Here is a 24725-nt window from a genome sequence, read left to right on the forward strand (position 1 = left end):
CGGCAGCTCCTACAGATTCCCGGGCTGACGCCTGACCAAATCGCAGGAGCAAAAAACCCAGACAACAAAAAGCCCGCACTAGGCGGGCTTTCTGTTGCTTCAAGGAGTTCAAGGGCCTTGAAGCGGAATATGGCGCAGCGGACGGGACTCGAACCCGCGACCCCCGGCGTGACAGGCCGGTATTCTAACCGACTGAACTACCGCTGCGCGTAACACTTAGAGCGAGTTGGTGGGTGATGACGGGATCGAACCGCCGACCCGCTGCTTGTAAGGCAGCTGCTCTCCCAGCTGAGCTAATCACCCTTCACTCTCGGTGTGGCGCGCATTCTACGGAGCGACCTAACCTCTGGCAAGCACTTTTTTAAATAATTTTTATAATCCTTCCAAAGGCTTAGCACAGGGTTGGCCGCGAGGTAATAGCAGCGAATAATGCCCCCCTTTGTATAGAAGGAGAGATTCACCTCATGTGGTTCAAAAACCTGCTTGTCTACCGCCTGACCCAGGATCTGCCTTTTGACGCTGAAGCACTGGAAACTGCTTTGGCGACCAAACCGGCCCGCGCCTGCGCCAGCCAGGAGTTGACCACTTACGGTTTCGTCGCCCCTTTCGGCAAAGGCGAAGACGCTCCATTGGTGCACGTCAGCGGCGACTTCCTGCTGATCTCGGCCCGTAAAGAAGAACGCATCCTGCCGGGTAGCGTGGTGCGCGACGCATTGAAGGAGAAGGTCGACGAGATCGAAGCCGAGCAAATGCGCAAGGTCTATAAGAAGGAACGCGAGCAGCTCAAGGATGAAATCATCCAGGCGTTCCTGCCGCGTGCCTTTATTCGTCGTTCGTCGACCTTTGCCGCTATCGCGCCGAAACAGGGCCTGATTCTGGTCAACTCGGCCAGCCCGAAACGCGCCGAAGACCTGTTGTCGACACTGCGTGAAGTGATCGGCACATTGCCGGTACGTCCGCTGACCGTTAAAACAGCACCAACGGCAGTGATGACCGACTGGGTCACCACGCAGAAAGCCGCCGATAACTTCTTCGTGCTGGATGAATGCGAACTGCGTGACACCCATGAAGATGGCGGGATCGTGCGTTGCAAGCGGCAGGACCTGACCAGCGATGAAATCCAGCTGCACCTGAGCACGGGCAAAGTCGTGACCCAGCTGTCGCTGGCATGGCAGGACAAGCTGTCCTTCGTGCTCGACGACAAGATGACCGTCAAGCGTCTGAAGTTCGAAGATCTGCTGCAGGATCAGGCAGAACAGGACGGCGGCGACGAAGCCCTGGGCCAACTGGACGCCAGCTTCACCCTGATGATGCTGACCTTCGGCGAATTCCTGCCGGAGCTGTTTGAAGCACTGGGCGGCGAAGAGATTCCGCAGGGCATTTAAACACCGCTGATCATCTGTAGGAGCTGCCGAAGGCTGCGAAGCAATTTACCTGTTAACCCGCTTCGCAGCCTTCGGCAGCTCCTACAGTTTATTGATCCAGCCAGATCACAGTCCTCTCCTGCAACCTAATAAGAAAGGAACCCGCCATGCGTGCATTGGCAGCCTTGAGTCGTTTTGTCGGTAATACCTTTGCGTACTGGGTGCTTCTGTTCGCCATCTTGGCGTTCGTGTTCCCCCAAGCATTCATCGGGCTCAAGCCCCTCATCGTGCCGTTGCTGGGTCTGGTGATGTTTGGCATGGGCTTGACCCTGAAGCTTGAAGACTTTTCCGAAGTGGCCCGCAACCCATGGCGGGTAGCCCTGGGCGTAGTTGCACACTTCGTGATCATGCCCGGAGTGGCATGGCTGTTGTGTCAGGTGTTTCACCTGCCGCCAGAAATCGCCGTCGGTGTGATTCTTGTCGGTTGCTGCCCGAGCGGCACCTCATCCAACGTGATGGCGTGGCTGGCCAAGGGCGATCTGGCGCTGGCCGTTGCCATTGCGGCGGTCACCACCCTGCTCGCTCCGCTGCTGACCCCGACGCTGATCTGGTTCCTGGCTTCGGCCTGGTTGCCGGTGTCCTTCATGGATATGTTCTGGTCAATCCTGCAACTGGTGATGCTGCCGATCGTGCTTGGGGTTTTGGCCCAGCGCCTGCTCGGTGCCCGGGTCACTTACGCGATTGATGTACTGCCGCTGATTTCGGTGGTGAGCATCGTGATGATCGTCTGCGCCGTGGTTGCCGCCAGCCAGGCGAAAATCGCTGAATCCGGCCTGCTGATCATGGCCGTGGTGATCCTGCACAACACCTTCGGCTTCCTGCTGGGTTACTTCACCGGCAAGGTGTTCAAACTGCCGCTGCCTCAGCGTAAATCCCTGGCACTTGAAGTCGGCATGCAGAACTCAGGTCTCGGTGCCGCACTGGCCAGCGCGCACTTCTCGCCACTGGCGGCTGTGCCGAGCGCGCTGTTCAGCGTATGGCACAACATCTCCGGTGCATTGTTGTCGACGTACTTCCGCAAGATGAAGGATGAAAATGAGCCGGTGAAGGCTGGGTCGCCTGCTGCTGATTGATCAGGTTGAAGACTCAGGTTTCTGTAGATTGAACACAATCCTTGTGGGACCGAATTCATTCGGGAAGGCGGCATTTCAGGCTATACATAGGCTGCGGATGTACCTGCCCCTTCGCGAATGAATTCGCTCCCACGGGTATCGGTGCCTGAGGAGCAACTTAAATCTCGCACGTAAGAATCGCATTTCATCTCCGCATCAGGCACCGCCCCGGCGCACCACGCCCGCATTGATGCACAAAATCTGAACCTCCCCTGAAATTGGTCCACCCACCCACGGACCAATCCTCTTTCATCCCCCGAACCAACCAGACGGACCTTTGCACATTGGCCCGACAGCCATTGCTCTTGAGCAATCACGGATCAAATAGCACCAATCCCTGAACGAACCAATTTCCATTGGCATCGCTCTTGCACCAGCCGTCTTGCCTCGAATCACTGCCTACAGGCAGCTCAGGGCATCTTTTTCTGGTCTGGCGCGAGTACCACGATGCAAAGGTTCGACCCTGACACCCCCATTGATAACGCTTCGAAACTGGCACTGGATGCCTTGCGGCAGATCGTTGCCCAGCATGCTGCGTTCCCCCAGCGGGCGCTGCCTACCGAGCGTGATCTGGCTACGGATTTCGGCGTCAGCCGCCGGGCGATTCGCCGGGCGCTATCGGTGCTCGAAGCCGAAGGGCAGATCTGGCGGCGGCAAGGCAAAGGAACCTTTGTCGGCCCCACCCCGCCCAGCGCTGCAATGAGCTTCGCCCGGCTGTCCGGGCGGACCAACTTCAGTGAGGTCATGGAGGCGCGCCTGCACCTGGAACCGGCACTGGCTTCATTGGCAGCGGTGCGGGCCAATGGTGAACAGATGGCGATCCTGCGTCGCCTTACCGAACGCACTACCCGCCAGCAGGCAGCCGAGCATCCCGATGCCGAAGGCATTGAACTGTGGGACAGCGCACTGCACCGCGCCATTGCTGAAGCAGCGGGCAACCGCCTGATGCTGGATATCTTTGAAATGCTCGATGCGATCCGTCTCGATCCGGCCTGGCGTGATTTGCGTCACCGGGCACGCAACGCCGACCGCCTCGATACCTATAGCCATGACCATGACGACATCGTCAGCGCCATCGAAAGTCGCGACCCGATCAAAGCCGCCACGGCCATGCGCGGCCATTTGCGAGCGCTGCAACAGGCGCTGGATAACGTCATCAATCAAGACCTGGAGGCCAGCTTATGAGCGCCACCACTGAATCGACAAACCCGACGGTCCTCAGCGTCAACGACCTCACCGTACGCTTTGCCGGAGCACCGGCCAACGTGGTCGATGGCGTGTCGTTCTCCGTCAAGCGCGGCAAGACGCTGGCCATCGTCGGCGAATCCGGCTGTGGCAAGAGCGTGACCTCCATGGGACTGATGGGGCTGCTGCCTGCCACCGCAAAAGTAACCGCAAGCGATTCGCTGCTGATTGATGAAGCCTTGCTGGGCATGTCCGAAGAGCGCCTGCTGGATGTGCGCGGCAACCGCATGGCGATGATTTTTCAGGAACCGATGACATCGCTGAACCCGGTGTTCACCATCGGTGAGCAGATCGCCGAAAGCGTGATCCGCCATCAGGGCCTCCCGGATAAAGACGCCCGGCAACGGGCGCTGGAAATGCTCGAAAAAGTCCGCGTACCTGACGCTCGCCAGAGACTGGATGCCTACCCTCACGAACTGTCTGGGGGCATGCGTCAGCGGGCGATGATTGCCATGGCGCTGGCTAACGATCCGGCACTGATCATTGCCGACGAACCGACGACCGCACTGGACGTGACCATTCAGGCGCAGATCCTCTCGCTGATCGCCAACCTGCAAACCGAAACCGGCACCGCGATGATACTGATCACCCACGATTTGGGCGTGGTCGCCGAAGTCGCCGACGACGTGATGGTGATGTACGCCGGTCGCGTGGTGGAAAGCGGCCCGGTGAAGACTCTGTTCGACGATCCGCAGCATCCGTACACCATTGGCCTGATGGGTTCGATGCCGTCCATTGGCCCACGCGAAGGTCGTCTGGCAACGATCAATGGCCGCGTGCCGACCCCGGCGGAAATGCCCGGCGGTTGCCGGTTTGCAGGACGCTGCCCGTTCGTGATCCAGCAGTGCAGAGATGAGCGCCCGCCGTTGCTTGAATTATCCCCCGGACACTTCGCCGCGTGCATCCGCGCGCCTTTGGAACAGCATGTGGGAGTCAGCGCGTGAGCCTTTCCGAACGCAACCTCGTCGAGGCCGCCAGCCTGCAAAAGCCGATCCTCGAAGGCATCGGCCTAAGCAAGCATTTCGCGGTAGAAAGTGGCTTGTTCCAGCCAAAGAAGCCGCCCGTGCAAGCGGTCAATCAGGTCAATCTGGCGGTACGCAAAGGTGAAACGCTGGCCTTGGTGGGCGAATCAGGCTCAGGTAAATCAACCCTTGGCCGCTTGCTGCTCAACCTCCTGCAACCCACCGCAGGCGATGTGATTTACGAAGGCCGAAACCTGGCCAACCTATCGCCGGAAAAACTGCGTCAGGTACGCCGCGACTTGCAGATCATTTTCCAGGACCCGTTCGCTTCGCTGAACCCGCGCATGACGGTGGAATCCATCGTCGGCGAACCGATCTGGCTGCACAGCGAAGCCAGCCGCAGCGACCGCCATGCCAAGGTTGCAGAGTTGCTGCGCACGGTCGGCCTGGCCCCGGAGCACGGCGGCCGCCATCCTCACGAATTCTCCGGTGGTCAGCGCCAGCGTATCGGTATTGCCCGCGCACTGGCGTCCGATCCACGCCTGATCCTCGGTGACGAGCCGGTCTCGGCACTGGACGTTTCAGTGCAGGCGCAAGTGGTCAACCTGCTGGAAGACCTCAAGCATCAGTTCGGCCTGACCCTGGTGATTGTCGCCCATGGACTGGCCGTAATCCGCCACATGAGCGACCGGGTCGCGGTGATGTATCTGGGTGAAATCGTCGAGCTGGCGCCGGTCAACGCGCTGTTCGAAAACCCTTTGCATCCTTATACCCAGGCGCTGATGGCCGCCGTACCGGTGAGCCACCCGGATTTACGCCAGCCGCGCCCTTTGCTGGGCGGCGACATGCCCAGCCCCAGCCGCCCGCCTTCCGGTTGCCGTTTTCATACCCGCTGCCCCCATGCCCGCGCGCTGTGCAAAGAAGCCGTGCCGGTCATGGAAACCGTCGAGGCGGAACGTCAGGTGGCGTGCCACTTCTGGCGGGAAATCGCCAACGCGGGCAGCGGCACCTTGATCCTTCCGACACCCAGCGCTGCTTACACGCAGCGCCTGAATCTGTTCAAGAACCATCAATCCCTTGCAGTGGAGAGCCAGCCATGAAAATCGCACGCGTCATGACAGGAACATTGTTATTGCTGGCCGCCAACGCAGCCTTTGCCGAATCGACCTTGCGCATCGGCATTCAGGACGATCCCGATGTGCTGGATCCGCATCGTTCACGTACCTATTCCGGCCGTCTGGTATACACCGCGTTGTGCGACAAGCTGGTGGACGTCAACCCGGACCTGACCTACGCGCCACAGCTGGCCACCGCCTGGAACTGGAGCGAAGACGGCAAAACCCTGACCATGACCTTGCGCGAAGGCGTGACCTACCACGATGGCGAACCTTTCGATGCGGCCTCGGTGAAATTCAACCTGGACCGTGCCCGCACCCTGCCCGACTCCCTGCGCAAAAGCGAGCTGGCGTCGGTGGACAGCGTTGAAGTGATCGACGCGAAAACCGTCGCCATCAAGCTCAAGCAGGCCGATGCCACGCTGGTTTCGCAGCTCTCGGACCGCGCCGGGATGATGCTCGCGCCGAAAGCCGCTCAGGGCGAATTCGCGTCCAAACCTGTCTGCTCCGGCCCTTACAAATTCGTCCAGCGCGTGCAGCAGGATCGCATCGTGCTGGAGCGTTTTGACAACTACTGGAACAAGCAGGCGTATCACTTCGACAAAGTCGTGTTCCTGCCGATTCCTGATACCTCGGTACGCTTGGCCAACCTGCGCTCCGGCGATCTGGACATCATTGAACGAGTCGCACCGACCGACGTGAAAACCGTCAAGGGCGACAGCAAGCTGGCGATCTACAACACGCCGGGCCTGGGCTACATGCAGTTGATGTTCAACATCGGCAATGGCGAAAAAGCCAACTCGCCGATCGGTAAAGACAAGCGCGTACGCAAGGCGTTTGAGCTGTCCATCGACCGCGATGCAATCAACCAGGTGGTCTTCGAAGGCCTCTACGCGCCGAGCGCCCAACCGTTCCCGAAAAACAGCCCGTACTACGATCAGGCGCTGCCGATCCCGACTCGCGACGTCGAGAAGAGCAAGGCGCTGCTGGCTGAGGCCGGCGTGAAACTGCCTTTGGCAGTCGAACTGAAAGTGGCCAACAACCCGATTGCGCAACAAGTCGGGCAGATCATCCAGGCTATGGCTGAAGAGGCTGGTTTCAAGGTCAATCTGGTTGCGACCGAATACGCCACGATGCTCAGCGAACAGCAGAGCGGCAACTTCCAGATCGGCATGAGCGCCTGGTCGGGCCGTCCTGATCCGGATGGCGACATCCACCAGTTCGTGACCTGCAAAGGTGGCCAGAACGACGGTAAATACTGCAACGCCAAACTCGACGAACTGCTGAACAAGGCGCGCACCGTCAACGACGTTCCACAACGCCAGGCGCTGTACAACGAAGCCCTGCGCTTGCTCGCTGACGAAGTACCGACTGCGTACCTGTATTTCGATCCACGGATCATTGCCATGCGTAACAACGTGACCGGTTTTGTACCAAACCCGGACGGCCTGATTCGTCTGACCAATGTCGCGTTCAAACCATGACTGACGGACGCACCTGCGAGGTTCCGGCATGCTGATGTTTATCCTGCGACGCCTGCTCAGCTCGATCCCGACGCTGATTCTGGTTTCGCTGTTCGTCTTCACCCTGCAGAAGCTGCTGCCGGGTGACCCGGTGCTGGCCATGGCCGGGGAGGAACGCGATCCGGCGGTCATGGAATACCTGCGCGACAAGTACCGGCTCGACGACCCGATCCCGTTGCAGTACCTGAACTGGGTCGGCAACGTGCTGACCGGCGACTTCGGCACCTCGCTGCGCACCGAGCAACCGGTGACCACGCTGCTGGCGTCCAAGTTGCCGGTGACCATTGAGCTGGCGGTCCTGGCGCTGCTGATTGCGCTGCTGATCGGTATTCCCACCGGGATTATTTCGGCGGTGCGCAAAGGCACCGCCGTGGATTACGGAGCCAACGTGGTGGCGCTGTCGGGGATTTCCATTCCGCACTTCTGGCTGGGCATCCTGCTGATCATGATCTTCGCCGTGAAACTGCAATGGCTGCCTGCCTCCGGCTTTGTGCCCATGGGCGAGGACTTCGGGCAAAACCTGAAGACCTTGATCCTGCCAGCCTTCGTGCTGGGGGCCGGGCTGTCGGGGATTCTCATGCGCCACACCCGCAGCGCCATGCTCGAAGTGTTGCGTACCGATTACGTCCGTACTGCGCGGGCCAAAGGGCTGTTCCCGCGCACGGTGATTCTCAAGCATGCGCTGCGCAATGCGTTGATGCCCATCGTTACGCTGACCACGTTGCTGTTCGGTGAACTGCTGGGCGGTGCCGTACTCACCGAGCAGGTGTTCAGTATTCCGGGCTTCGGCAAGATGATCGTCGATGCCGTGTTCAATCGTGATTACGCCGTGGTGCAAGGCGTGGTGCTGTGTGTCGCGATTGGCTTCCTGATGCTGAACCTGCTGGCCGACGTGCTTTACCGTCTGATCAACCCGCGTCTGAGGACTGCCTGATGACCGCTATTGCCAGCCTCCCGCACAGCGCGATCCTGCCCCGCAGTCGCTCGCCGTTCCTGAAGAAATTCCTCGCCAACAAAGGCGCGGTGATTGGCGCAGCGGTGTTGCTGCTGTTTGTCCTGGCGGCCCTTCTGGCGCCCTGGATTGCGCCCCATGATCCGCTGAAAGCCAACTTTCTCGCGGTGCGTAAAGCGCCCTCGCTGATCTACTGGCTGGGCACCGACGAACTGGGCCGGGATCTGTTTTCACGCCTGCTGTATGGCGCCCGCAGTTCGCTGCTGGCCGGTGGCGTGTCAGTGGCTATCGCCATGTGCATCGGCGTGCCGCTGGGCCTGCTCGCCGGCTACTTCGGCGGCAAGCTGGACATGATCATTTCACAGGTTATGGAAGCGCTGTTGTCCTGTCCGTTTCTGGTGCTGGCCATCGCGTTGGGTGCATTTCTTGGCCCAAGCCTGACCAACGCGATGATCGCCATCGGCCTGTCCGCCATGCCGATTTTCGCTCGTTTGACGCGTGGCCAGGTGCTGTCGATCAAGCATGAGGATTATCTGGAAGGTGCTCGCGCCATTGGTCTGCCAGATCGCTGGATCATCCTGCGCTACGTGCTGCCCAACGTGATGTCGCCGCTGGTGGTGCAAGCGACGCTGACCATCGCTTCGGCGATTCTGGCTGAAGCCAGCCTGTCGTTCCTCGGTCTGGGCCAGCAACCACCTTCGCCGTCCTGGGGCTCGATGCTCAATACTGCAAAGAATTTCATGGAGCAGGCTCCGTGGATGTCGATTGCGCCCGGCGTGGCGATCTACATCACGGTCCTGTGTTTCAACCTGCTGGGTGACGGCCTGCGCGATGCGCTGGACCCCAAAGGCTAAAACTTTCGTCTTCTGCCAAAGAGAAAAAGCTTATGTTCGATGATCTGGATTACAGCCAACCTTACGCTTCGGCGCGCTCGCCGGTGATGGGCAACAACATGGTCGCCTGCTCCCAGCCACTGGCCGCTCAGGCCGGGCTGGACATGCTGCGCAAAGGCGGCAACGCAGTCGATGCCGCCATCGCGGCGGCGATGGTGCTGACCGTGGTCGAGCCCACTGGTTGCGGGATTGGCAGCGATGCCTTCGCCATTATCTGGGACGGCAACAAGCTGCAAGGTCTGAACGCTTCCGGTCGTGCACCGCAGGCCTGGACGCCCGAGTATTTCGCGGGCCAGAGCCAGATGCCGCAACGTGGGTGGCCCGCCGTCAGTGTGCCGGGTGCGGTATCGGCCTGGGTCGAGTTGTCGGAGCGTTACGGCAAACTGCCTTTCGCTACCCTCGCTGAACCGGCGATAGGCTATGCCCGCGATGGATATCAGGTCACGCCGATCATCGCCGAGCTGTGGAAGCGCGGCTCACAGTTGCTCAAGGATCAACCGGGCTTTGCCGAGTGCTTCATGCCGGATGGCAAGGCGCCGCTGGCTGGCGAAAAAATCCAGCTCAAGGACCATGCCCGCACCCTGGAACTGATTGCCCAGACCAAAGGCGAAGCGTTCTATCGTGGCGAACTGGCTGAGGCAATCATTGCTCATGCCAACGCTAACGGCAGCGTCATGAGCCTCGACGATCTGGCGACGCACACCGTGGACTGGATCGACACGCTGTCGGTGCCGTATGCCGGTGCCGTGGTTCACGAACTGCCACCGAATGGCCAGGGCATTGCAACGCTCGCCGGTTTAACCATGCTTGAAGCGCTGGGTGTCGGCGAGCATCCGGTGGACAGCCTTGAAACCGTTCACCCGGTGCTGGAAGCCATGAAACTGGCCCTGGCCGACCTCGACGAACACGTCGCAGACAGCGATCACATGCGTGTGCCTTCCGAGGATTTGCTGGGCAAGGCCTACCTGAAGGAGCGCGCCGGATTGGTCACTGATCAGGCTGCGAATCCCGGTCATGGCTCGCCAAAACCGGGTGGCACGGTGTATCTGTCAGCAGCCGATGAAAGCGGCATGATGATCTCGTTCATCCAGTCCAACTACATGGGCTTCGGCTCCGGCGTCGTCGTGCCGGGTACCGGCATCAGCATGCAAAACCGTGGCGCGGGTTTCTCGCTGGATCCAACGCACGTCAACTACGTGGCACCGCGCAAACGCCCGTTCCACACGATCATCCCCGGCTTTGTGATGAACGCCGACGGTACGCCGTTGATGTCCTTCGGCTTGATGGGCGGTCCAATGCAGGCGCAGGGTCACTTGCAGATGATGATGCGCATTCTGCGTTACAAACAGAACCCGCAAGCCGCTGCCGATGCCCCGCGCTGGAGGATCGAGTCTGGTTTGAAGGTTGCTGTGGAGCGTGCGTTTGACCCTGAAGTGGTCAAAGCCCTGCGCGCCAAAGGCCATGACATTGATGTCGAAGAGCCAAGCGGCGTGTTTGCCTTTGGCGGTGCCCAGATCATCCAGCGCACGGCCCATGGGTATGTGGGCGGGACAGATCCTAGGAAGGATGGTTTGGTGGCTGCGTATTGAGCCTAAGCTAACGCAATCCAGCTAAAAACTTTGTAGCCCTTATCGCGGGCAAGCCTCGCTCCCACAGGAGAATGTTATTTTCATGTGGGAGCGAGGCTTGCCCGCGATAAGGGCGCCGCGGACCAAGGTATTTTCCAGCCCTCACAACCCGTGTAGCCTCTGCACTTTGAACATCCTTGAGCACATCTCTCATGACGTTTTCGAAGATCAAACAAGCCAGCCTGATCGCCCTCCTCGGTTTCAGCGCGCTGCTGCACGCCGCGCCGCAAACCATCGACGTCTACCGCGACCCGAATTGCGGTTGCTGCACCAAGTGGATGGCGTACCTCAAGGAAAACGGTTTTACCGTGAATGATCACCCCGAAGACAACATGAGCGCCGTGAAGGAAAAACTCGGCGTGCCCGAGAAACTGGGCTCATGTCACACCGGCGTGATCAATGGCAAGTTCGTCGAAGGTCACGTGCCAGTCTCGGAAATTCGCGAACTGGTCGCGCAGAAGGACCTGATCGGCGTCGCCGCACCCGGCATGCCCATGGGCTCGCCGGGTATGGAATCAGGTAATCGTAGAAGCGCTCATCAGATCATTGGCCTGACGGCTTCGGGTCAAGAGCGGGTCGTGGCGGACTACCCGGCGCAGTAAGTTTCTCCGGCAGCCCGCCTCCCTGTAGGAGCTGCCGAAGGCTGCGAATGGCGGTGTATCGGTATTAAAGCTTCGCAGCCTTCGGCAGCTCCTACAGGAATTGCATCAGAGGCTTACTGCATCAACGAATAAACCAGCGCCAGCATCGACACCACACCCACAATCACCACAAACACGTTGGACGCCTTGCCTGCGTATTGACGCATGGCCGGGACTTTGTGGATGGCGTACATCGGCATCAGGAACAGCAACGCGGTAATGATCGGCCCGCCAAGGGTTTCGATCATGCCGAGGATGCTTGGGTTAAGCGTGGCAACAACCCAGCACACCACCAGCATCATGGCCGCGGTCAGGCGATCAAGCGCTTTGGGCGCGGGACGCAGACCGGTTCTCACAACGATACCTTTAAGACCTTCACTGGCACCGATGTAGTGGCCCAGGAACGACTTGGCAATCGCCACAAAAGCAATCAACGGTGCCACGAACGCAATCGTAGGGTTGCTGAAGTGATTGGCCAGGTACGACAGGATCGAGATGTTCTGAACCTTGGCTTCAGCCAGTTGCGCGGGCGACAGGGTCAGCACGCAACTGAACACGAAGAACATCACCATGATCACCATCAAACCGTGAGCACGCGCCAGAATCTGCGAGCTGCGCCCTTCAGCCTGATCGCCATACATGCGCTTCTGATCAACAGCAAACGCGGAAATGATCGGCGAGTGGTTGAAGGAAAATACCATCACCGGAATCGCCAGCCAGAAGGTATGCAGGAATGCCGATGGCTCCGGCAGTGTGGTAGCGGTGCTAAGGATGCCGCCGTTCCAGTGCGGGATCAGAAACACCGCCAGGAACAGCAACGCCACGATGAACGGATAAACCATCAGGCTCATGGCCTTGACGATAAACCGTTCGCCACAACGCACCACTGCCAGTAAACCCAGGATCAGCACAAACGCCAGCAAGGCGCGCGGTGGCGGCTGAATGTGCAGTTGGTGCTCAAGAAAGCTGCCGACGGTATTGGTCAGCGCCACGCTATAGATCAACAGAATCGGGAAGATCGCAAAGAAGTACAACGCGGTGATCAGCGTGCCGGCGCTCTTGCCGAAGTGCTGCTCAACGACTTCCGTAATGTCTGCGCCTTCACGACCGGACAGCACAAAACGGGTCAAACCACGGTGCGCGTAATAAGTCATCGGAAACGCCAGCAACGCCAGGGCCAACAACGGCCAGAAGCCGCCGATGCCTGCGTTGATGGGCAAGAACAACGTGCCTGCGCCGATGGCGGTGCCGAACAACCCGAGCATCCAGGTGGTGTCATGACGACTCCACGCCGCAATCGGTTTAGCGGCTGCGTCGAAACGTTGCTCGACGCTATTGGCCTGATCATTCATCCGGTCGAATCTCCGTGCCGGTTAATACAACATGGCAGGGACGCGTCAGAAAAACTGGGCAGTTTCGCGTCCCCTCAGAAAAGAGGGGCGCGATTGTCCGGGATTACGCCGGAAAATCAAAGGTTTGTCAGACGAGAAGAGTGTGATCAGGAGCAGTCTTACGCGGTTTGTCCGCGACCTTGACTACTAAGTGGCAGATTTTATGTTGGCCCGTAAGCCGATCACACGCCATCGCGCCAATATCGGGATCGTACCTGTGGGAGCTGAGCTTGCTCGGCTCCCACAGGAGAATGCAACCCTGCTGGCAGAACAGGGTATGACGTCAGAATCAGGCGCCCCCCCCTTGGAACAGGTTCAGCCCACAAATCCAGCCGGTCAGATCTTGAAGCTTGCCACCAACTGTTTAAGCCGCCCTGCCTGCTGCGAGAGCGCGGCGCAGTCGGACAAGGTTTCGTTGAGGTTGGCCACGCCCTGCTGGTTAAGCATGTTGATCTGGCTGATGTCGACGTTGAGCGTTTCCACCACAGCGGTCTGCTCTTCGGTGGCGGCGGCCACCGACTGGTTCATGCCGTCGATTTCGCTGATGCGCTGGGTCACGCTGGTCAGTCGGGTGCCCGCCTGGTTGGCAACTTCGACGCTGTCGCGGCTGCTGACCTGGCTCTGGTTCATGTTCTCGACCGCATCGTGAGAGCCCTGCTGCAGCTCGCCGATCATCTTGTGCACCTGGTCAGCAGACTCTTGAGTCCGATGCGCCAGATTACGCACCTCGTCAGCCACCACCGCAAAACCACGACCGGCTTCGCCCGCACGCGCCGCCTCAATGGCCGCATTGAGCGCCAGCAAGTTGGTTTGCTGAGAGATGCCTTTAATCACGTCGAGAATTTGCCCGATGTTTTCAGTGCTGGTGTTCAGGGTTTCGATCTGCGTGCAGGAATCGCTGATCTTGGATGAAAGACTGGTCATGGCATGAATAGTCTTTTCCACCACTGCGCGGCTGTCTTCTGCCTGCTCCCGGGCCTGGCTGGCCTGAGTCGAGGCGTCCGACGCATTGCGGGCGATTTCCTGAGTGGCAGCGCCCAGTTCGTTGATCGCTGCAGCGACGCTGTTGGTGCGGGCACTTTGCTCATCAAACCCGAGGATTGAGGAGTTGGACGATTGCTCTACCCGTTGCGACAGGTCATGAACCAGCAACGTTGCCGATGAAACCTCAACGATGGACGCGTGCACGCGCTCAACGAACTGGTTGAATGAACCACCCAGCTCGGCAAACTCGTCCTTGCCCTGAATGCTCAGGCGGCGGGTCAGGTCGCCCTCGCCCTGAGCAATGTCCTGCATGGCACGGCCCATGGCCGTCAAAGGACGCATCAGCGCACTGATCAGCACGCTCAGCAACAAGGCGATCACCAGCACTGCGACGACCATGGCAATGAGCGCAGAGGTACGGAACTCGCTCAATGGCGCGTAGGCTTTGTCCCGGTCGATGGACAGACCGATGTACCAATCAGCACCCGGCAACCCACTGATCGGTGTAAATGACAACAGGCGTTGCTGGCCGTTGAGGGTCACTTCACGCAAGGTCTTGTCCAGACTCAGCGTCTGGCCTGGATAGATATCCTTGAGGTTTTTCATGACCTGATCTCTGTCCGGACTGACGATGACCTGCCCGTCGCCGCTGACCAGAAAGGCATGGCCCAAGCCACCGAACTCAACCGAGTTGACGATTTTCACCAGGGTATCCAGGCTCAGGTCGCCGCCTGCCACCCCGGCAACCTTGCCGTTGATCTTGATCGGGCTGGCAATGGTGACAACCAGCCCGCCGACCGAAGCCAGGTAAGGCGCGCTGATAATCGTCTTGTCGGCGGTTACCGTCGAGGTGTACCAAGGACGTTTACGCGGGTCATAACCGGCAGGCATTTCAGCGTCCGGCCGCTGCGTGAACACGCCGTCGGCATCACCGATATAAGTGAACTGAAAAGTCGACGTCAGCGACGGCTGACCGACGAGGCCACCAAGATCACTCTTGGTGCCTTGGCGGGCGACGTTCTGCCCGAGGTTTTCCAGCACAAGAATGCGTCCGCTCAGCCAGCTCTGAATGCCGGTCGCGGTCAACTCGCCCGCCTGGGCCACCGAGCTTTCAAGGTTTTTGGTAATGGTGTTGCGTTGCAGATAGTCGTTGTACAACGTGAATAATGCGAACGCCAATACCACGATAATCGAGGCAGCCAGCAAAATTTTATGACGAAACTTCAAAGTCATCGAGACTTCCTCTCAAATCGCACAAACGTCTTATTGCAGGTGCAATAGCGTCTATATATAGGTTCACAAAACGCCGGCCTTTACTGGCACTGACGTTCTATTAACTCGAGATCAACATTCATGATGTTTTTAACGCTGATACCACCACCGCCACCTCTCATGTTCTGACCAGCTCCCGAGCTGGAGGCCTTGCCAACCCTGGCTCTACATAAAAAAAGCCAATAGGTTGGCGCTGGAATCCAGTCGCTCTCCCTGCGAAGCAATTTTATGGACAGTCCATAACGGCTATTTCGGCTGGCCTGTAGATAAGTTAAATATGAAAGTGCTATTCAGCCGACCGTTGATCTCTTAACTATCAGGCGCTGTTCATATAATTGAAACGTTAATAAGCCTGGTTTTTCGACACGACAGGCAAGAAACAGGTGATTCCCTATCGGGCTGTGCATATGCAGACGAGCTTGGGAATTTACGTCACAAATCATTGCAAGACATTGCGTCTCCCGGTAAAACTCCCGGCCTTCTGCCAAGAAGGACCTTTCATGAAACCTGCCGATATCGTCAACCTGCTGGTGCTCGCCGCCATCTGGGGAGCGAGCTTTTTGTTCATGCGTATTATCGCGCCCGTGCTGGGCAGCGTACCGACCGCATTCTTCCGAGTATCGATCGCCGCAGCTGGTCTGCTGGTCATTTTCCTGCTGATGCGCGTACGTCTGGATTTTCGCGGCAAGCTCAAAACCTGCATGCTCTTAGGGGTAATCAACTCCGGACTGCCTGCGACGCTTTATTCGATCGCGGCACAGACACTGCCTGCCGGTTACTCGTCGATCTTCAATGCCACTACACCACTGATGGGCGTGCTGGTCGGCGGGCTGTTCTTCAGCGAGAAGCTCTCGGCGGTAAAGATCAGCGGTGTTTTTCTGGGATTGGTCGGTGTCGGCATTCTGACCCGAGCGGGGCCGGTGGCTTTCAACCTGGAGTTGCTGATGGGTGCCCTTGCCTGCCTGTTGGCGACCACCTGCTATGCGTTCGCCGGCTTTCTCACGCGACGCTGGCTGGACCAACAGGGTGGGCTGGACAGCCGTCTTTCGGCACTGGGCAGCATGCTGGGCGCAACCTTGTTGCTGTTGCCGTTCTTCGGCTATCGAGTCTTGACCGATCCGCCTGCCAGTTGGGGCGGGGTCAGCGTCTGGGTATCACTACTGGGGCTGGGTCTGGTGTGCACGGCGTTCGCCTACATCCTGTATTTCCGCCTGATGACCAGCATCGGCCCGCTCAGCTCCATGACGGTGACGTTCATGATCCCGCCATTTGGCGTGCTATGGGGTGCGTTACTTCTGGATGAGCCGCTGTCGATGGCGCATGTCTATGGCGGCGTGCTGATTGCGCTGTCGTTGTGGCTGGTGTTGCGGCCTGCGGCAGTGAAGACGATCTGACGGAAGATTGCGTTGGAGTGCGATCCCGTGGGAGCGAATTTATTCGCGAGGGGGGCAGACCTGAGAACATCGGTGCCTGACGCCCCGCTTTCGCGAATAAATTCGCTCCCACAGTAATGAGTGTCCAGACTCACCCAAACAGCCAATACCCCAGCAACGTCAGCACCACCACCGCCAGCACCGGGCGTAGCACGCGATAGGCTTTGGGGTTCTTGCGCTTGAATTGCTTGACCTTGCCGCTGAAGGTATCGCTGAAGCGCTTGCTCCAGGCATAAGCCTGGTTGATGCCGCCTACACGTTCGTCATCGGTATTCTGAGGAGCGGTGGCGCGGCCCAGAAAGGCGCTGACCCAGCGGTTGATGCGGGTCATGACGCGAGTGCGCAACGGTCGTTCGATGTCGCAAAACAGGATTACACGGGTCACGTCAGTCTCGTTCTTGACCCAGTGCACATAGGTTTCATCGAACATGACGTCTTCGCCATCCCGCCAGGCGTAGACCTGACCATCGACATAGATCCGGCAATCGTCGGAGTTGGGCGTCGACAGCCCCAGGTGATAACGCAGCGAACCGGCGAACGGATCACGATGCGGGTTCAGGTGGCTGTCCCCAGGCAACAGGGCGAACATCGCGCCCTTGACGTTGGGGATCGAATTGACCAGCGCTACCGTCTTCGGGCACAGCGCCTCGGCAGACGGCAAGGCTTTGTCGTACCACTTAAGGTAAAAACGCTTCCAGCCCTTCTTGAAGAACGAGCCAAAACCGGCGTCGTTGTTCTTCTCGGCTGCACGAATGTAGCCTTCATCGAACAGATGCATGGCTTCTTCGCGGATTGTCTGCCAATTATCTTTGAGCACATCCAGCTCGGGGAACGCGGTACGGTCCAGATACGGCTTGGACGGCACGCGGGAAAACAGGTACATCAGGGCGTTATAAGGAGCGAACAACGCCGAATGATTGACGAACTGACGCAACAGCGGCAATCGCGCCTTGCCACGCAAATGCACATACAGCGTGCTGCACACGAAAAGCATCAGGATCGATACCTTGGCAGCCAATGAAAACGTCATCTAACTCTCCTCGTTTACCGCTGTACATCTTGTCGTGGTGATCGTGCTGGAAGGCGAACCATCGCAGGGAAGGTTCGCCAGCCGGGCATCATAAACCCTCGCCGACCTGACAAAAAGCGGACAAGCGTAAACGAGGTCTTACTGTTGCAGCTCCTGGTCGGTAAACAGGTCGCTGAAGAGCATGCTCGACAGGTAACGCTCACCCGAATCCGGCAGGATCACCACAATGGTTTTACCCTGCATTTCCGGGGTTTCGGCCATGCGTACCGCTGCCGCCATGGCTGCGCCACAGGAAATACCGCACAAGATGCCCTCTTCCTGCATCAAGCGCAGTGCCATGGCTTTGGCTTCGTCATCACTGACCAATTCAACCCGGTCGACAAGCGACAGGTCGAGGTTTTTCGGGATGAAACCGGCGCCAATGCCCTGAATCTTGTGCGGGCTGGGTTTAATCTCTTCACCAGCCAGCGCCTGGGTAATGATCGGCGAAACCAGCGGCTCTACAGCGACGGACAGAATCGGTTTGCCCGCAGTATTTTTGATGTAACGGGAAACGCCGGTGATGGTGCCGCCTGTGCCGACGCCCGCGACCAGCACATCGACCGCGCCATCCGTGTCATTCCAGATTTCCGGGCCAGTGGTCTTTTCATGAATCGCCGGGTTGGCCGGGTTTTCGAACTGGGCTGGCATGAAGAATTTTTCAGGATCGCTGGCCAGCAGCTCTTCGGCTTTCTCGATAGCGCCTTTCATGCCTTTGGCAGGCTCGGTCAGGACCAGCTCGGCGCCCAGCGCCTTGAGTACTTTGCGCCGCTCGATGCTCATAGATGCCGGCATGGTCAGCATCAGTTTGTAGCCACGGGCGGCAGCCACAAACGCCAGGCCGATACCGGTGTTACCCGATGTGGGTTCGACGATGGTCATGCCAGGCTTGAGTTTGCCCTTGCTTTCAGCGTCCCAGATCATGTTGGCACCGATCCGGCACTTCACCGAATAGCCCGGATTACGGCCCTCGATCTTGGCCAGAATCGTGACTCCACGGGGCGCGATGCGATTGATCTGCACCAGCGGGGTGTTGCCGATGGAGTGGGCATTGTCAGCGTAAATACGGCTCATGGCGGTGTCCTTGTGCACGTTCTTCAGTGGTCTGGAAAGTGAAAGCCTATGCCTCATGACTGGTAGGCGTCCAGTCGCAGCGAACGGATGCCGACGTGAAGAGTCAACAACTCATCAGAACCTGAGACCCTCGCCATGAAACGTCGTTACAGCTGGCCACTCTGGACCCTGGCCGGGATTGTTGTCCTGTTGGTCGCCGTGCACATTGCCCTGCCCTATCTGGTCCGCAACTACCTCAATGACAAGCTCGCCGACATGGGCGACTACCGTGGTCAGGTTACCGATGTCGACGTCGAGTTATGGCGCGGTGCCTACAGAATCAACGGGCTAAACATCGTCAAGGTGGACGGCAAGGTGCCGGTGCCCTTCGTCAAAGTACCGGTCATTGATTTGGCGGTGAGCTGGAAACATCTGTGGTACGACCATGCAGTGGTCGCTGAGATGGTATTCGCTCAGCCGGAGATCAACTTTGTCGATGGCGGCAAAAACAAGCAAGCGTCGCAGACCGGTCAGGGTACTGACTGGCAGGAGCAAATAAACAAGCTGCTCCCAATCACCCTCAACGAAGTCCGGATAAATGACGGCAAGATCACTTTCAACAATTTCAGCACCACGCCGAAAGTGAAAATCGAGGCCGACAAGCTCAACGCCAGCCTTTATAACCTGACGAACGTTGAAGACCTGAAAGGCAACCGCGACGCTCGCTTCGAAGGCAAGGCGCTGCTCGAAGGTCACGCCAGAATGGAAGCGTCCGCAACCTTCGACCCGTTCACCAACTTCGAAGACTTTGACTTGCGGCTACGTGCCACCGGGATCCAGCTCAAACGCTTGAACGACTTTGCATCCGCGTATGGCAATTTCGATTTCAATGCAGGGCAAGGTGATCTGGTCATCGAAGCTCAAGCGGATAAAGGCCAGTTGACTGGTTACATCAAACCGCTGCTGCGCGATGTTGAAGTTTTCAACTGGAAGCAGGACGTCGAAAATCAAAACAAGGGCTTCTTCCGTTCAATCTGGGAAGCCGTAGTCGGCGGCGGTGAAACCGTGCTGAAGAACCAGAGCGAAAATCAGTTCGCGACCCGGGTTGAACTGAGCGGCAGCGTACATAACCAGGATGTCAGCGCCTTTCAGGCCTTTTTGCAGATCCTGAGGAATGCGTTCGTGCAGGCGTTCAATGCGCGGTATGACAACAGCAAAGGCTGATTTCCGCCAGACGAACGCAAAACCTGTGGGAGCGAATTCATTCGCGAAGAGGTCGGGCCTGAAAAATATCGGTGTCTGAAACACCGCCTTCGCGAATGAATTCGCTCCCACAGGCTTTTCCACCGAATGCCGATGATCTGTGCGACGCCGACTCCTCATTCAGTAACTGAATACCCGCCCCACATTCACAGTCGCCAGACCTGCGCGCTATAGTCCGCGCATTGTTTATCGAGGACTTACCGATGAAGTTTGAAGGCACCCGCGCATACGTCGCCACTGACGATCTGAAGCTGGCGGTCAATGCGGCAATCACCCTGGAGCGTCCATTGCTGGTCAAGGGCGAGCCGGGCACCGGTAAAACCATGCTTGCCGAGCAACTGGCCGAATCGTTCGGGGCCAAGCTGATTACCTGGCACATCAAATCCACCACCAAGGCTCATCAAGGGTTGTACGAGTACGATGCCGTCAGCCGCCTGCGGGACTCGCAACTGGGCGTGGATAAAGTCCACGACGTGCGTAACTACCTGAAGAAAGGCAAGCTCTGGGAAGCGTTCGAAGCAGAAGAACGTGTGATCCTGCTGATCGACGAAATCGACAAGGCCGACATCGAGTTCCCCAATGACTTGCTGCAAGAACTCGACAAGATGGAGTTCTACGTCTACGAGATCGACGAGACCATCAAGGCCAAAGTCCGGCCGATCATCATCATTACCTCCAACAATGAGAAAGAGCTGCCAGACGCTTTCCTGCGCCGTTGCTTCTTCCATTACATCGCCTTTCCGGACCGTGCCACGCTGCAACAAATCGTTGACGTGCATTATCCGGACATCAAGAAGGACCTGGTCAGCGAAGCGCTGGACGTGTTCTTCGATGTGCGCAAAGTACCCGGCCTGAAGAAAAAACCTTCAACCTCGGAACTGGTGGACTGGCTGAAACTGCTGATGGCCGACAATATTGGCGAAGCCGTGCTGCGTGAGCGCGATCCGACCAAGGCCATCCCGCCGCTGGCCGGAGCACTGGTCAAGAACGAGCAGGACGTGCAGTTGCTCGAACGTCTGGCGTTCATGAGCCGTCGCGGCAACCGTTGAGCCAGGAGAAACCATGCTCCTCAATCTGTTCAACGAAATGCGCGCCGCCAAGGTGCCGGTCTCGGTCCGTGAGCTGCTGGACCTGATCAACGCCCTGAAACAACGGGTGACGTTCGCCGACATGGACGAGTTCTACTTTCTCGCCCGCACGATTCTGGTCAAGGACGAGCGGCACTTCGACAAGTTCGATCGTGCTTTCAGCGCCTATTTCAATGGCCTGGAGAAGCTCGACGATCACCTCAAGGCCCTGATCCCCGAAGACTGGCTGCGCAAAGAGTTCGAGCGTTCGCTAACGGATGAAGAGCGTGCGCAGATTCAGTCACTGGGTGGTCTCGACAAGCTGATCGAGGAATTCAAGAAGCGTCTGGAAGAGCAAAAGGAACGCCACGCCGGAGGCAACAAGTGGATCGGCACAGGCGGCACCAGTCCGTTCGGCTCAGGCGGTTATAACCCGGAAGGCATTCGGGTTGGCGATGCGGGCGAGCGCAAAGGCAAAGCGGTCAAGGTCTGGGACCAGCGCGAGTACAAGAATCTGGATGATCAGGTCGAGCTTGGTACACGCAACATCAAAGTGGCGCTGCGCCGTTTGCGCAAGTTTGCCCGCCAGGGTGCTGCTGAAGAACTGGATATCGATGGCACCATCGACCACACCGCGCGCGATGCCGGCCTGCTGAACATCCAGATGCGCCCGGAACGGCGCAACACCATCAAGCTGTTGCTGTTGTTCGACATCGGCGGCTCGATGGACGCCCACGTCAAAGTCTGCGAAGAGCTGTTCTCGGCCTGCAAGACCGAGTTCAAGCACCTGGAGTACTTCTACTTTCACAACTTCATCTATGAATCAGTGTGGAAGAACAATATGCGCCGCGGTTCGGAACGCTTTTCGACCCAGGATTTACTGCACAAATACGGCGCGGATTACAAAGTGATCTTCATTGGTGATGCTTCGATGGCACCGTATGAAATCACTCAGGCGGGTGGCAGTGTCGAGCACTGGAACGAAGAACCCGGTTACCTCTGGATGCAGCGCTTTACCGCCAAGTTCAAGAAACTCATCTGGATAAATCCTTATCCCAAAGACGCCTGGGCCTACACCACATCAACCAATATTGTGCGCGACCTGATCGAGGATCAGATGTACCCGCTGACACTGCGCGGGCTGGAGGAAGGCATGCGGTATCTGGCGAAGTAATCCAGATCCGAATTGGAATCAGGCCCTGTAGGAGCTGCCGAAGGCTGCGATAGCGTTATGTCAGATCAAACGCTTTCGCAGCCTTCGGCAGCTCCTACAGGGGGATTAGCGTAGCCTCTGCAAATACGCGACCTGCTGCTCATGCGCCGTGGTCTGCACAATCGGCTTGAGCCGCACCGTACTGCCGGGCAGCCGTTGCGCCAGACGGGCCAGAGACAATGGCGTCAGCGCTCCCAACCGGGGGTAACCGCCGATGGTTTGCCGGTCATTGAGCAAAATGATCGGCTGACCATCCGGGGGTACTTGCACAGCACCCAACGGAATACCTTCAGAAATCATCGGTGCGCCTTGGTAAACCAGCTGTGGCCCCAGCATACGGGCACCCATGCGGTCAGCACGGCTGTCCAGGGTCCAGTCGTTGTTGAACACATCGAACAGGCTCTGGCCACTGAATTCACTGGCCTGGGCACCGAGTACGATGTCCAGCGGCGCATTGTCATTGAAGTCAGGGATTTGCTGCTCAGTGAGCGCCCCGAGCAAAAACGAGGCGCCCGAGTAACTCAACCGATCGCCCTTCTCCAGAGGCTTACCCAGCCCGTCGAGCCCCCCGAGCTCTTCACGACCAACGCTGGAGCAACTGCCCAGGACCTTGGGAGCGTCAAAACCGCCAGGCGCAGCCAGATAGGCTCGCGCACCAAGGTGTGGCTGGGTAAAACGTAAACGCTGCCCCTTGCTCATGAAGAAGCTGCGCCATGGCGACAGTGGACGCTCATCAAGCATTGCACCCAGGTCGGCACCGGCCAGCGCCAGACAGCAATCTTCTTCTGCCAACAAGGTCAGACCGCCGAGCGTCACTTCGATGACCGCCGCATCCAGCGGGTTGTCCAGCAAACGATTGGCCCACGACATTGACACCCAGTCCAGCGCCCCGCCCTGAGTAACCCCCAGATGACGAACACCGAACCGGCCAGCGTCCTGCAACAAGCATAACGGCGTACTGTTTTCGATCAGCAGCGCACTCATGGTTGCACCTCCAATGGCGTGTCATCGCCACCCAGGCGCACGAATTCAGCACGCTCAATGGCAGCAAAACTGACCGTGTCGCCGGGCTGCATCAGGCTGTAGCCGTCGCGCTGACGATCAAACAGCTTGCTGCAGGTACGGCCGATCAGGTTCCAGCCACCCGGGGAAACCACCGGGTACGCCGCTGTCTGACGTTCGGCAATGCCGACGCTGCCCGCTGCGACCCGCTTGCGCGGGGTGTTCAAACGAGGTGCGGCGAGGATTTCCTCCACAAGCCCCATGAACGCAAAGCCCGGGGCAAAACCGAGGGCGAATACCTGATACTGGCGTTCGCTGTGACGACGGATGACTTCTGTGATTTCCAGGCCGCTGCGTTTGGACAACAAACTCAATTCCGGACCGACACTCAGGTCATACCAGACAGGCAATACATGGTGCTGACCACTGACGGATGGATCAGGGGCCAGATCGCGCAACGCCAGATGAATCAGCTCACGTGCCTGTTGCGGGTTAAGCCCCAGTAAATCGTATTGCACCATCAAGGTGGTGTAGGACGGCACCAGTTCCACCAGATGCCCGGCAAACTGCTCGCGCAAACGAGCGGTGGCAGCCAGCATCCACGGCATATTGCTCTCGTCGATGGTGTCGAACAGACGCACCATCAGGCAATCGATCGCGACCACTTCGATACGCAACTTCATACGCCGGACAGCTCATCCAGAGACTGGCGAATACGCTGGACAGCCGCGACTGAACTGGCGTTGTCGCCATGCACGCACAAAGTATCCGGCTTGAGCGGGAGCTGGCTGCCATCACTGGCAATCAACGGCTCGCCGCGGGCGAAGGTCAAGGCCTGGGCCACGATGACGTCCGGATCATGGTGCACGGCGTTGGGCAGTTTGCGCGACATCAGGCTGCCGTCAGGCTCGTAGCCACGGTCGGCAAACGCTTCGAACCACAACTGCACACCAAACTCATCGGCCAACGCCTGCGCCCTGCTGTTGTCACGCATGGCCAGCAGCATCAATGGCAACGTCGCGTCATAACGGGCAATGCCTTCAATGACTGCACGCAGTTGCGCAGAGTTGGCCATCATGTCGTTGTACATCGCGCCATGGGGTTTGACGTAGCGCACTCGCCCTCCCTGAGCACGACACACGCCGTCCAGCGCACCAATCTGGTAATGCAACAGGTCCTGAATCTCTTCAGGGCTGCATGCCATGGAACGGCGACCGAAACCCACCAGATCCGGGTAAGCCGGATGCGCGCCAATCATGACGTCATTGGCCAGTGCCAGGCTGACCGTCTTGCGCATCACACTGGGATCACCGGCGTGAAAGCCGCAGGCGACGTTGGCGCAGTCAATGAATGGCATGACCTGAGCGTCAAGGCCCATGCTCCAGGCACCAAAGCTTTCGCCGATGTCGCAATTGAGTAGCAGGCGGCCCATGGGGTCTCTCCTGTGCTTATCGTTTTCGGACAACAGGTTCAGTCTAGCGCG

The 24725-nt window shown here is 58.5% G+C and carries 21 protein-coding genes, 2 tRNA genes and 1 pseudogene; 14 read left to right on the plus strand and 10 right to left on the minus strand.

The genetic code is table 11. From position 1 onward, the window contains the following. Positions 1 to 130: 130 nt before the first annotated feature. Positions 131 to 207: transfer RNA gene (locus EE949_RS15040), tRNA-Asp, on the minus strand. A gap of 20 nt (positions 208 to 227) precedes the next feature. Further along, positions 228 to 303 (minus strand) — tRNA-Val (locus tag EE949_RS15045). Positions 304 to 464: 161 nt separating this feature from the next. Here EE949_RS15045 and rdgC point away from each other — a divergent pair. The 10 genes from rdgC to EE949_RS15095 all read left to right on the plus strand — a co-directional run bounded on the left by rdgC (position 465) and on the right by EE949_RS15095 (position 11456). Then, positions 465 to 1385 carry a recombination-associated protein RdgC gene (rdgC, locus tag EE949_RS15050; protein ID WP_087265406.1) on the plus strand — a complete coding sequence of 307 codons (921 nt, stop codon included), beginning with the start codon at positions 465 to 467 and terminating at the stop codon, positions 1383 to 1385. Positions 1386 to 1531: 146 nt separating this feature from the next. Next, on the plus strand, positions 1532 to 2497 hold the full coding sequence (locus tag EE949_RS15055; protein ID WP_122665012.1) for a bile acid:sodium symporter family protein: 966 nt from the start codon (positions 1532 to 1534) through the stop codon (positions 2495 to 2497). A 486-nt stretch (positions 2498 to 2983) separates the two neighbouring features. After that, on the plus strand, positions 2984 to 3721 hold the full coding sequence (locus EE949_RS15060) for a FadR/GntR family transcriptional regulator (RefSeq protein ID WP_122665013.1): 738 nt from the start codon (positions 2984 to 2986) through the stop codon (positions 3719 to 3721). Next, positions 3718 to 4725 (plus strand): ABC transporter ATP-binding protein, encoded by a 1008-nt coding sequence (locus EE949_RS15065; RefSeq protein WP_122665014.1) that lies wholly within the window; start codon positions 3718 to 3720, stop codon positions 4723 to 4725. Before EE949_RS15060 ends, EE949_RS15065 begins: the two co-directional genes overlap by 4 nt. Further along, on the plus strand, positions 4722 to 5843 hold the full coding sequence (locus EE949_RS15070) for an ABC transporter ATP-binding protein (protein ID WP_122665015.1): 1122 nt from the start codon (positions 4722 to 4724) through the stop codon (positions 5841 to 5843). The genes EE949_RS15065 and EE949_RS15070 overlap by 4 nt, the downstream gene beginning before the upstream one ends. After that, a complete protein-coding gene (locus tag EE949_RS15075) occupies positions 5840 to 7342 on the plus strand; it encodes an ABC transporter substrate-binding protein (RefSeq protein WP_122665016.1) in 1503 nt (500 codons plus the stop codon). The genes EE949_RS15070 and EE949_RS15075 overlap by 4 nt, the downstream gene beginning before the upstream one ends. A gap of 28 nt (positions 7343 to 7370) precedes the next feature. Further along, positions 7371 to 8315, plus strand: a complete 945-nt coding sequence (locus tag EE949_RS15080; protein WP_027898078.1) for an ABC transporter permease — start codon at positions 7371 to 7373, stop codon at positions 8313 to 8315. Further along, on the plus strand, positions 8315 to 9187 hold the full coding sequence (locus EE949_RS15085; RefSeq protein WP_122665017.1) for an ABC transporter permease: 873 nt from the start codon (positions 8315 to 8317) through the stop codon (positions 9185 to 9187). The genes EE949_RS15080 and EE949_RS15085 overlap by 1 nt, the downstream gene beginning before the upstream one ends. A gap of 32 nt (positions 9188 to 9219) precedes the next feature. After that, on the plus strand, positions 9220 to 10815 hold the full coding sequence (locus tag EE949_RS15090) for a gamma-glutamyltransferase family protein (protein ID WP_122665018.1): 1596 nt from the start codon (positions 9220 to 9222) through the stop codon (positions 10813 to 10815). 191 nt (positions 10816 to 11006) lie between these two features. Then, positions 11007 to 11456: a DUF411 domain-containing protein gene (locus tag EE949_RS15095; protein WP_122665019.1), complete on the plus strand. Its 450-nt coding sequence runs from the start codon at positions 11007 to 11009 to the stop codon at positions 11454 to 11456. Between the two features lie 113 nt (positions 11457 to 11569). Here EE949_RS15095 and EE949_RS15100 read toward each other — a convergent pair whose 3' ends face one another. From EE949_RS15100 to EE949_RS30270, 3 genes and pseudogenes are all read right to left on the minus strand, one after another. Continuing rightward, on the minus strand, positions 11570 to 12847 hold the full coding sequence (locus EE949_RS15100) for an aromatic amino acid transport family protein (protein WP_122665020.1): 1278 nt from the start codon (positions 12845 to 12847) through the stop codon (positions 11570 to 11572). Between the two features lie 375 nt (positions 12848 to 13222). After that, positions 13223 to 14074: a methyl-accepting chemotaxis protein gene (locus EE949_RS30265; protein ID WP_422765575.1), complete on the minus strand. Its 852-nt coding sequence runs from the start codon at positions 14072 to 14074 to the stop codon at positions 13223 to 13225. A gap of 54 nt (positions 14075 to 14128) precedes the next feature. After that, positions 14129 to 15103: pseudogene (locus EE949_RS30270) on the minus strand (cache domain-containing protein); the annotation flags it as partial. Positions 15104 to 15642: 539 nt separating this feature from the next. Here EE949_RS30270 and EE949_RS15110 point away from each other — a divergent pair. Beyond that, positions 15643 to 16536: a DMT family transporter gene (locus EE949_RS15110; protein WP_122665022.1), complete on the plus strand. Its 894-nt coding sequence runs from the start codon at positions 15643 to 15645 to the stop codon at positions 16534 to 16536. Positions 16537 to 16666: 130 nt separating this feature from the next. Here the strand turns inward: EE949_RS15110 and EE949_RS15115 are convergent, their stop codons facing one another. Both EE949_RS15115 and cysK read right to left on the minus strand, forming a co-directional pair. Further along, the gene (locus EE949_RS15115; protein ID WP_122665023.1) at positions 16667 to 17605 is read right to left on the minus strand and encodes an aspartyl/asparaginyl beta-hydroxylase domain-containing protein; all 939 of its coding nucleotides are present in this window, start codon (positions 17603 to 17605) and stop codon (positions 16667 to 16669) included. Positions 17606 to 17743: 138 nt separating this feature from the next. Then, positions 17744 to 18718: a cysteine synthase A gene (gene cysK / locus EE949_RS15120; RefSeq protein ID WP_087265390.1), complete on the minus strand. Its 975-nt coding sequence runs from the start codon at positions 18716 to 18718 to the stop codon at positions 17744 to 17746. Between the two features lie 135 nt (positions 18719 to 18853). Here cysK and EE949_RS15125 point away from each other — a divergent pair, with 135 nt between their 5' ends. The 3 genes from EE949_RS15125 (at position 18854) to EE949_RS15135 (ending at position 22201) form a co-directional block, all read left to right on the plus strand. Continuing rightward, the gene (locus EE949_RS15125) at positions 18854 to 19921 is read left to right on the plus strand and encodes a DUF748 domain-containing protein (RefSeq protein ID WP_122665024.1); all 1068 of its coding nucleotides are present in this window, start codon (positions 18854 to 18856) and stop codon (positions 19919 to 19921) included. Between the two features lie 242 nt (positions 19922 to 20163). Next, a complete protein-coding gene (locus EE949_RS15130; protein ID WP_087265388.1) occupies positions 20164 to 21009 on the plus strand; it encodes an AAA family ATPase in 846 nt (281 codons plus the stop codon). Positions 21010 to 21022: 13 nt separating this feature from the next. Next, positions 21023 to 22201 (plus strand): vWA domain-containing protein, encoded by a 1179-nt coding sequence (locus tag EE949_RS15135; protein WP_087265387.1) that lies wholly within the window; start codon positions 21023 to 21025, stop codon positions 22199 to 22201. Positions 22202 to 22306: 105 nt separating this feature from the next. Here EE949_RS15135 and EE949_RS15140 read toward each other — a convergent pair whose 3' ends face one another. From EE949_RS15140 to EE949_RS15150, 3 genes are read right to left on the minus strand one after another with little or no spacing between them, the layout of a single operon-like run. Further along, entirely contained in the window at positions 22307 to 23224 is a 918-nt protein-coding gene (locus tag EE949_RS15140; RefSeq protein ID WP_122665025.1) for a biotin-dependent carboxyltransferase family protein, read from the minus strand. Then, positions 23221 to 23925, minus strand: coding sequence for a 5-oxoprolinase subunit B family protein (locus EE949_RS15145; RefSeq protein WP_122665026.1), 705 nt, complete (start codon positions 23923 to 23925; stop codon positions 23221 to 23223). Before EE949_RS15145 ends, EE949_RS15140 begins: the two co-directional genes overlap by 4 nt. Next, positions 23922 to 24674 (minus strand): 5-oxoprolinase subunit PxpA, encoded by a 753-nt coding sequence (locus EE949_RS15150; RefSeq protein WP_122665027.1) that lies wholly within the window; start codon positions 24672 to 24674, stop codon positions 23922 to 23924. Before EE949_RS15150 ends, EE949_RS15145 begins: the two co-directional genes overlap by 4 nt. Between the last annotated feature and the right edge of the window lie 51 nt (positions 24675 to 24725).

It is taken from the genome of Pseudomonas viridiflava (genome assembly GCF_900602065.1).
In the GTDB taxonomy this organism is placed as follows: Bacteria; Pseudomonadota; Gammaproteobacteria; order Pseudomonadales; family Pseudomonadaceae; genus Aquipseudomonas.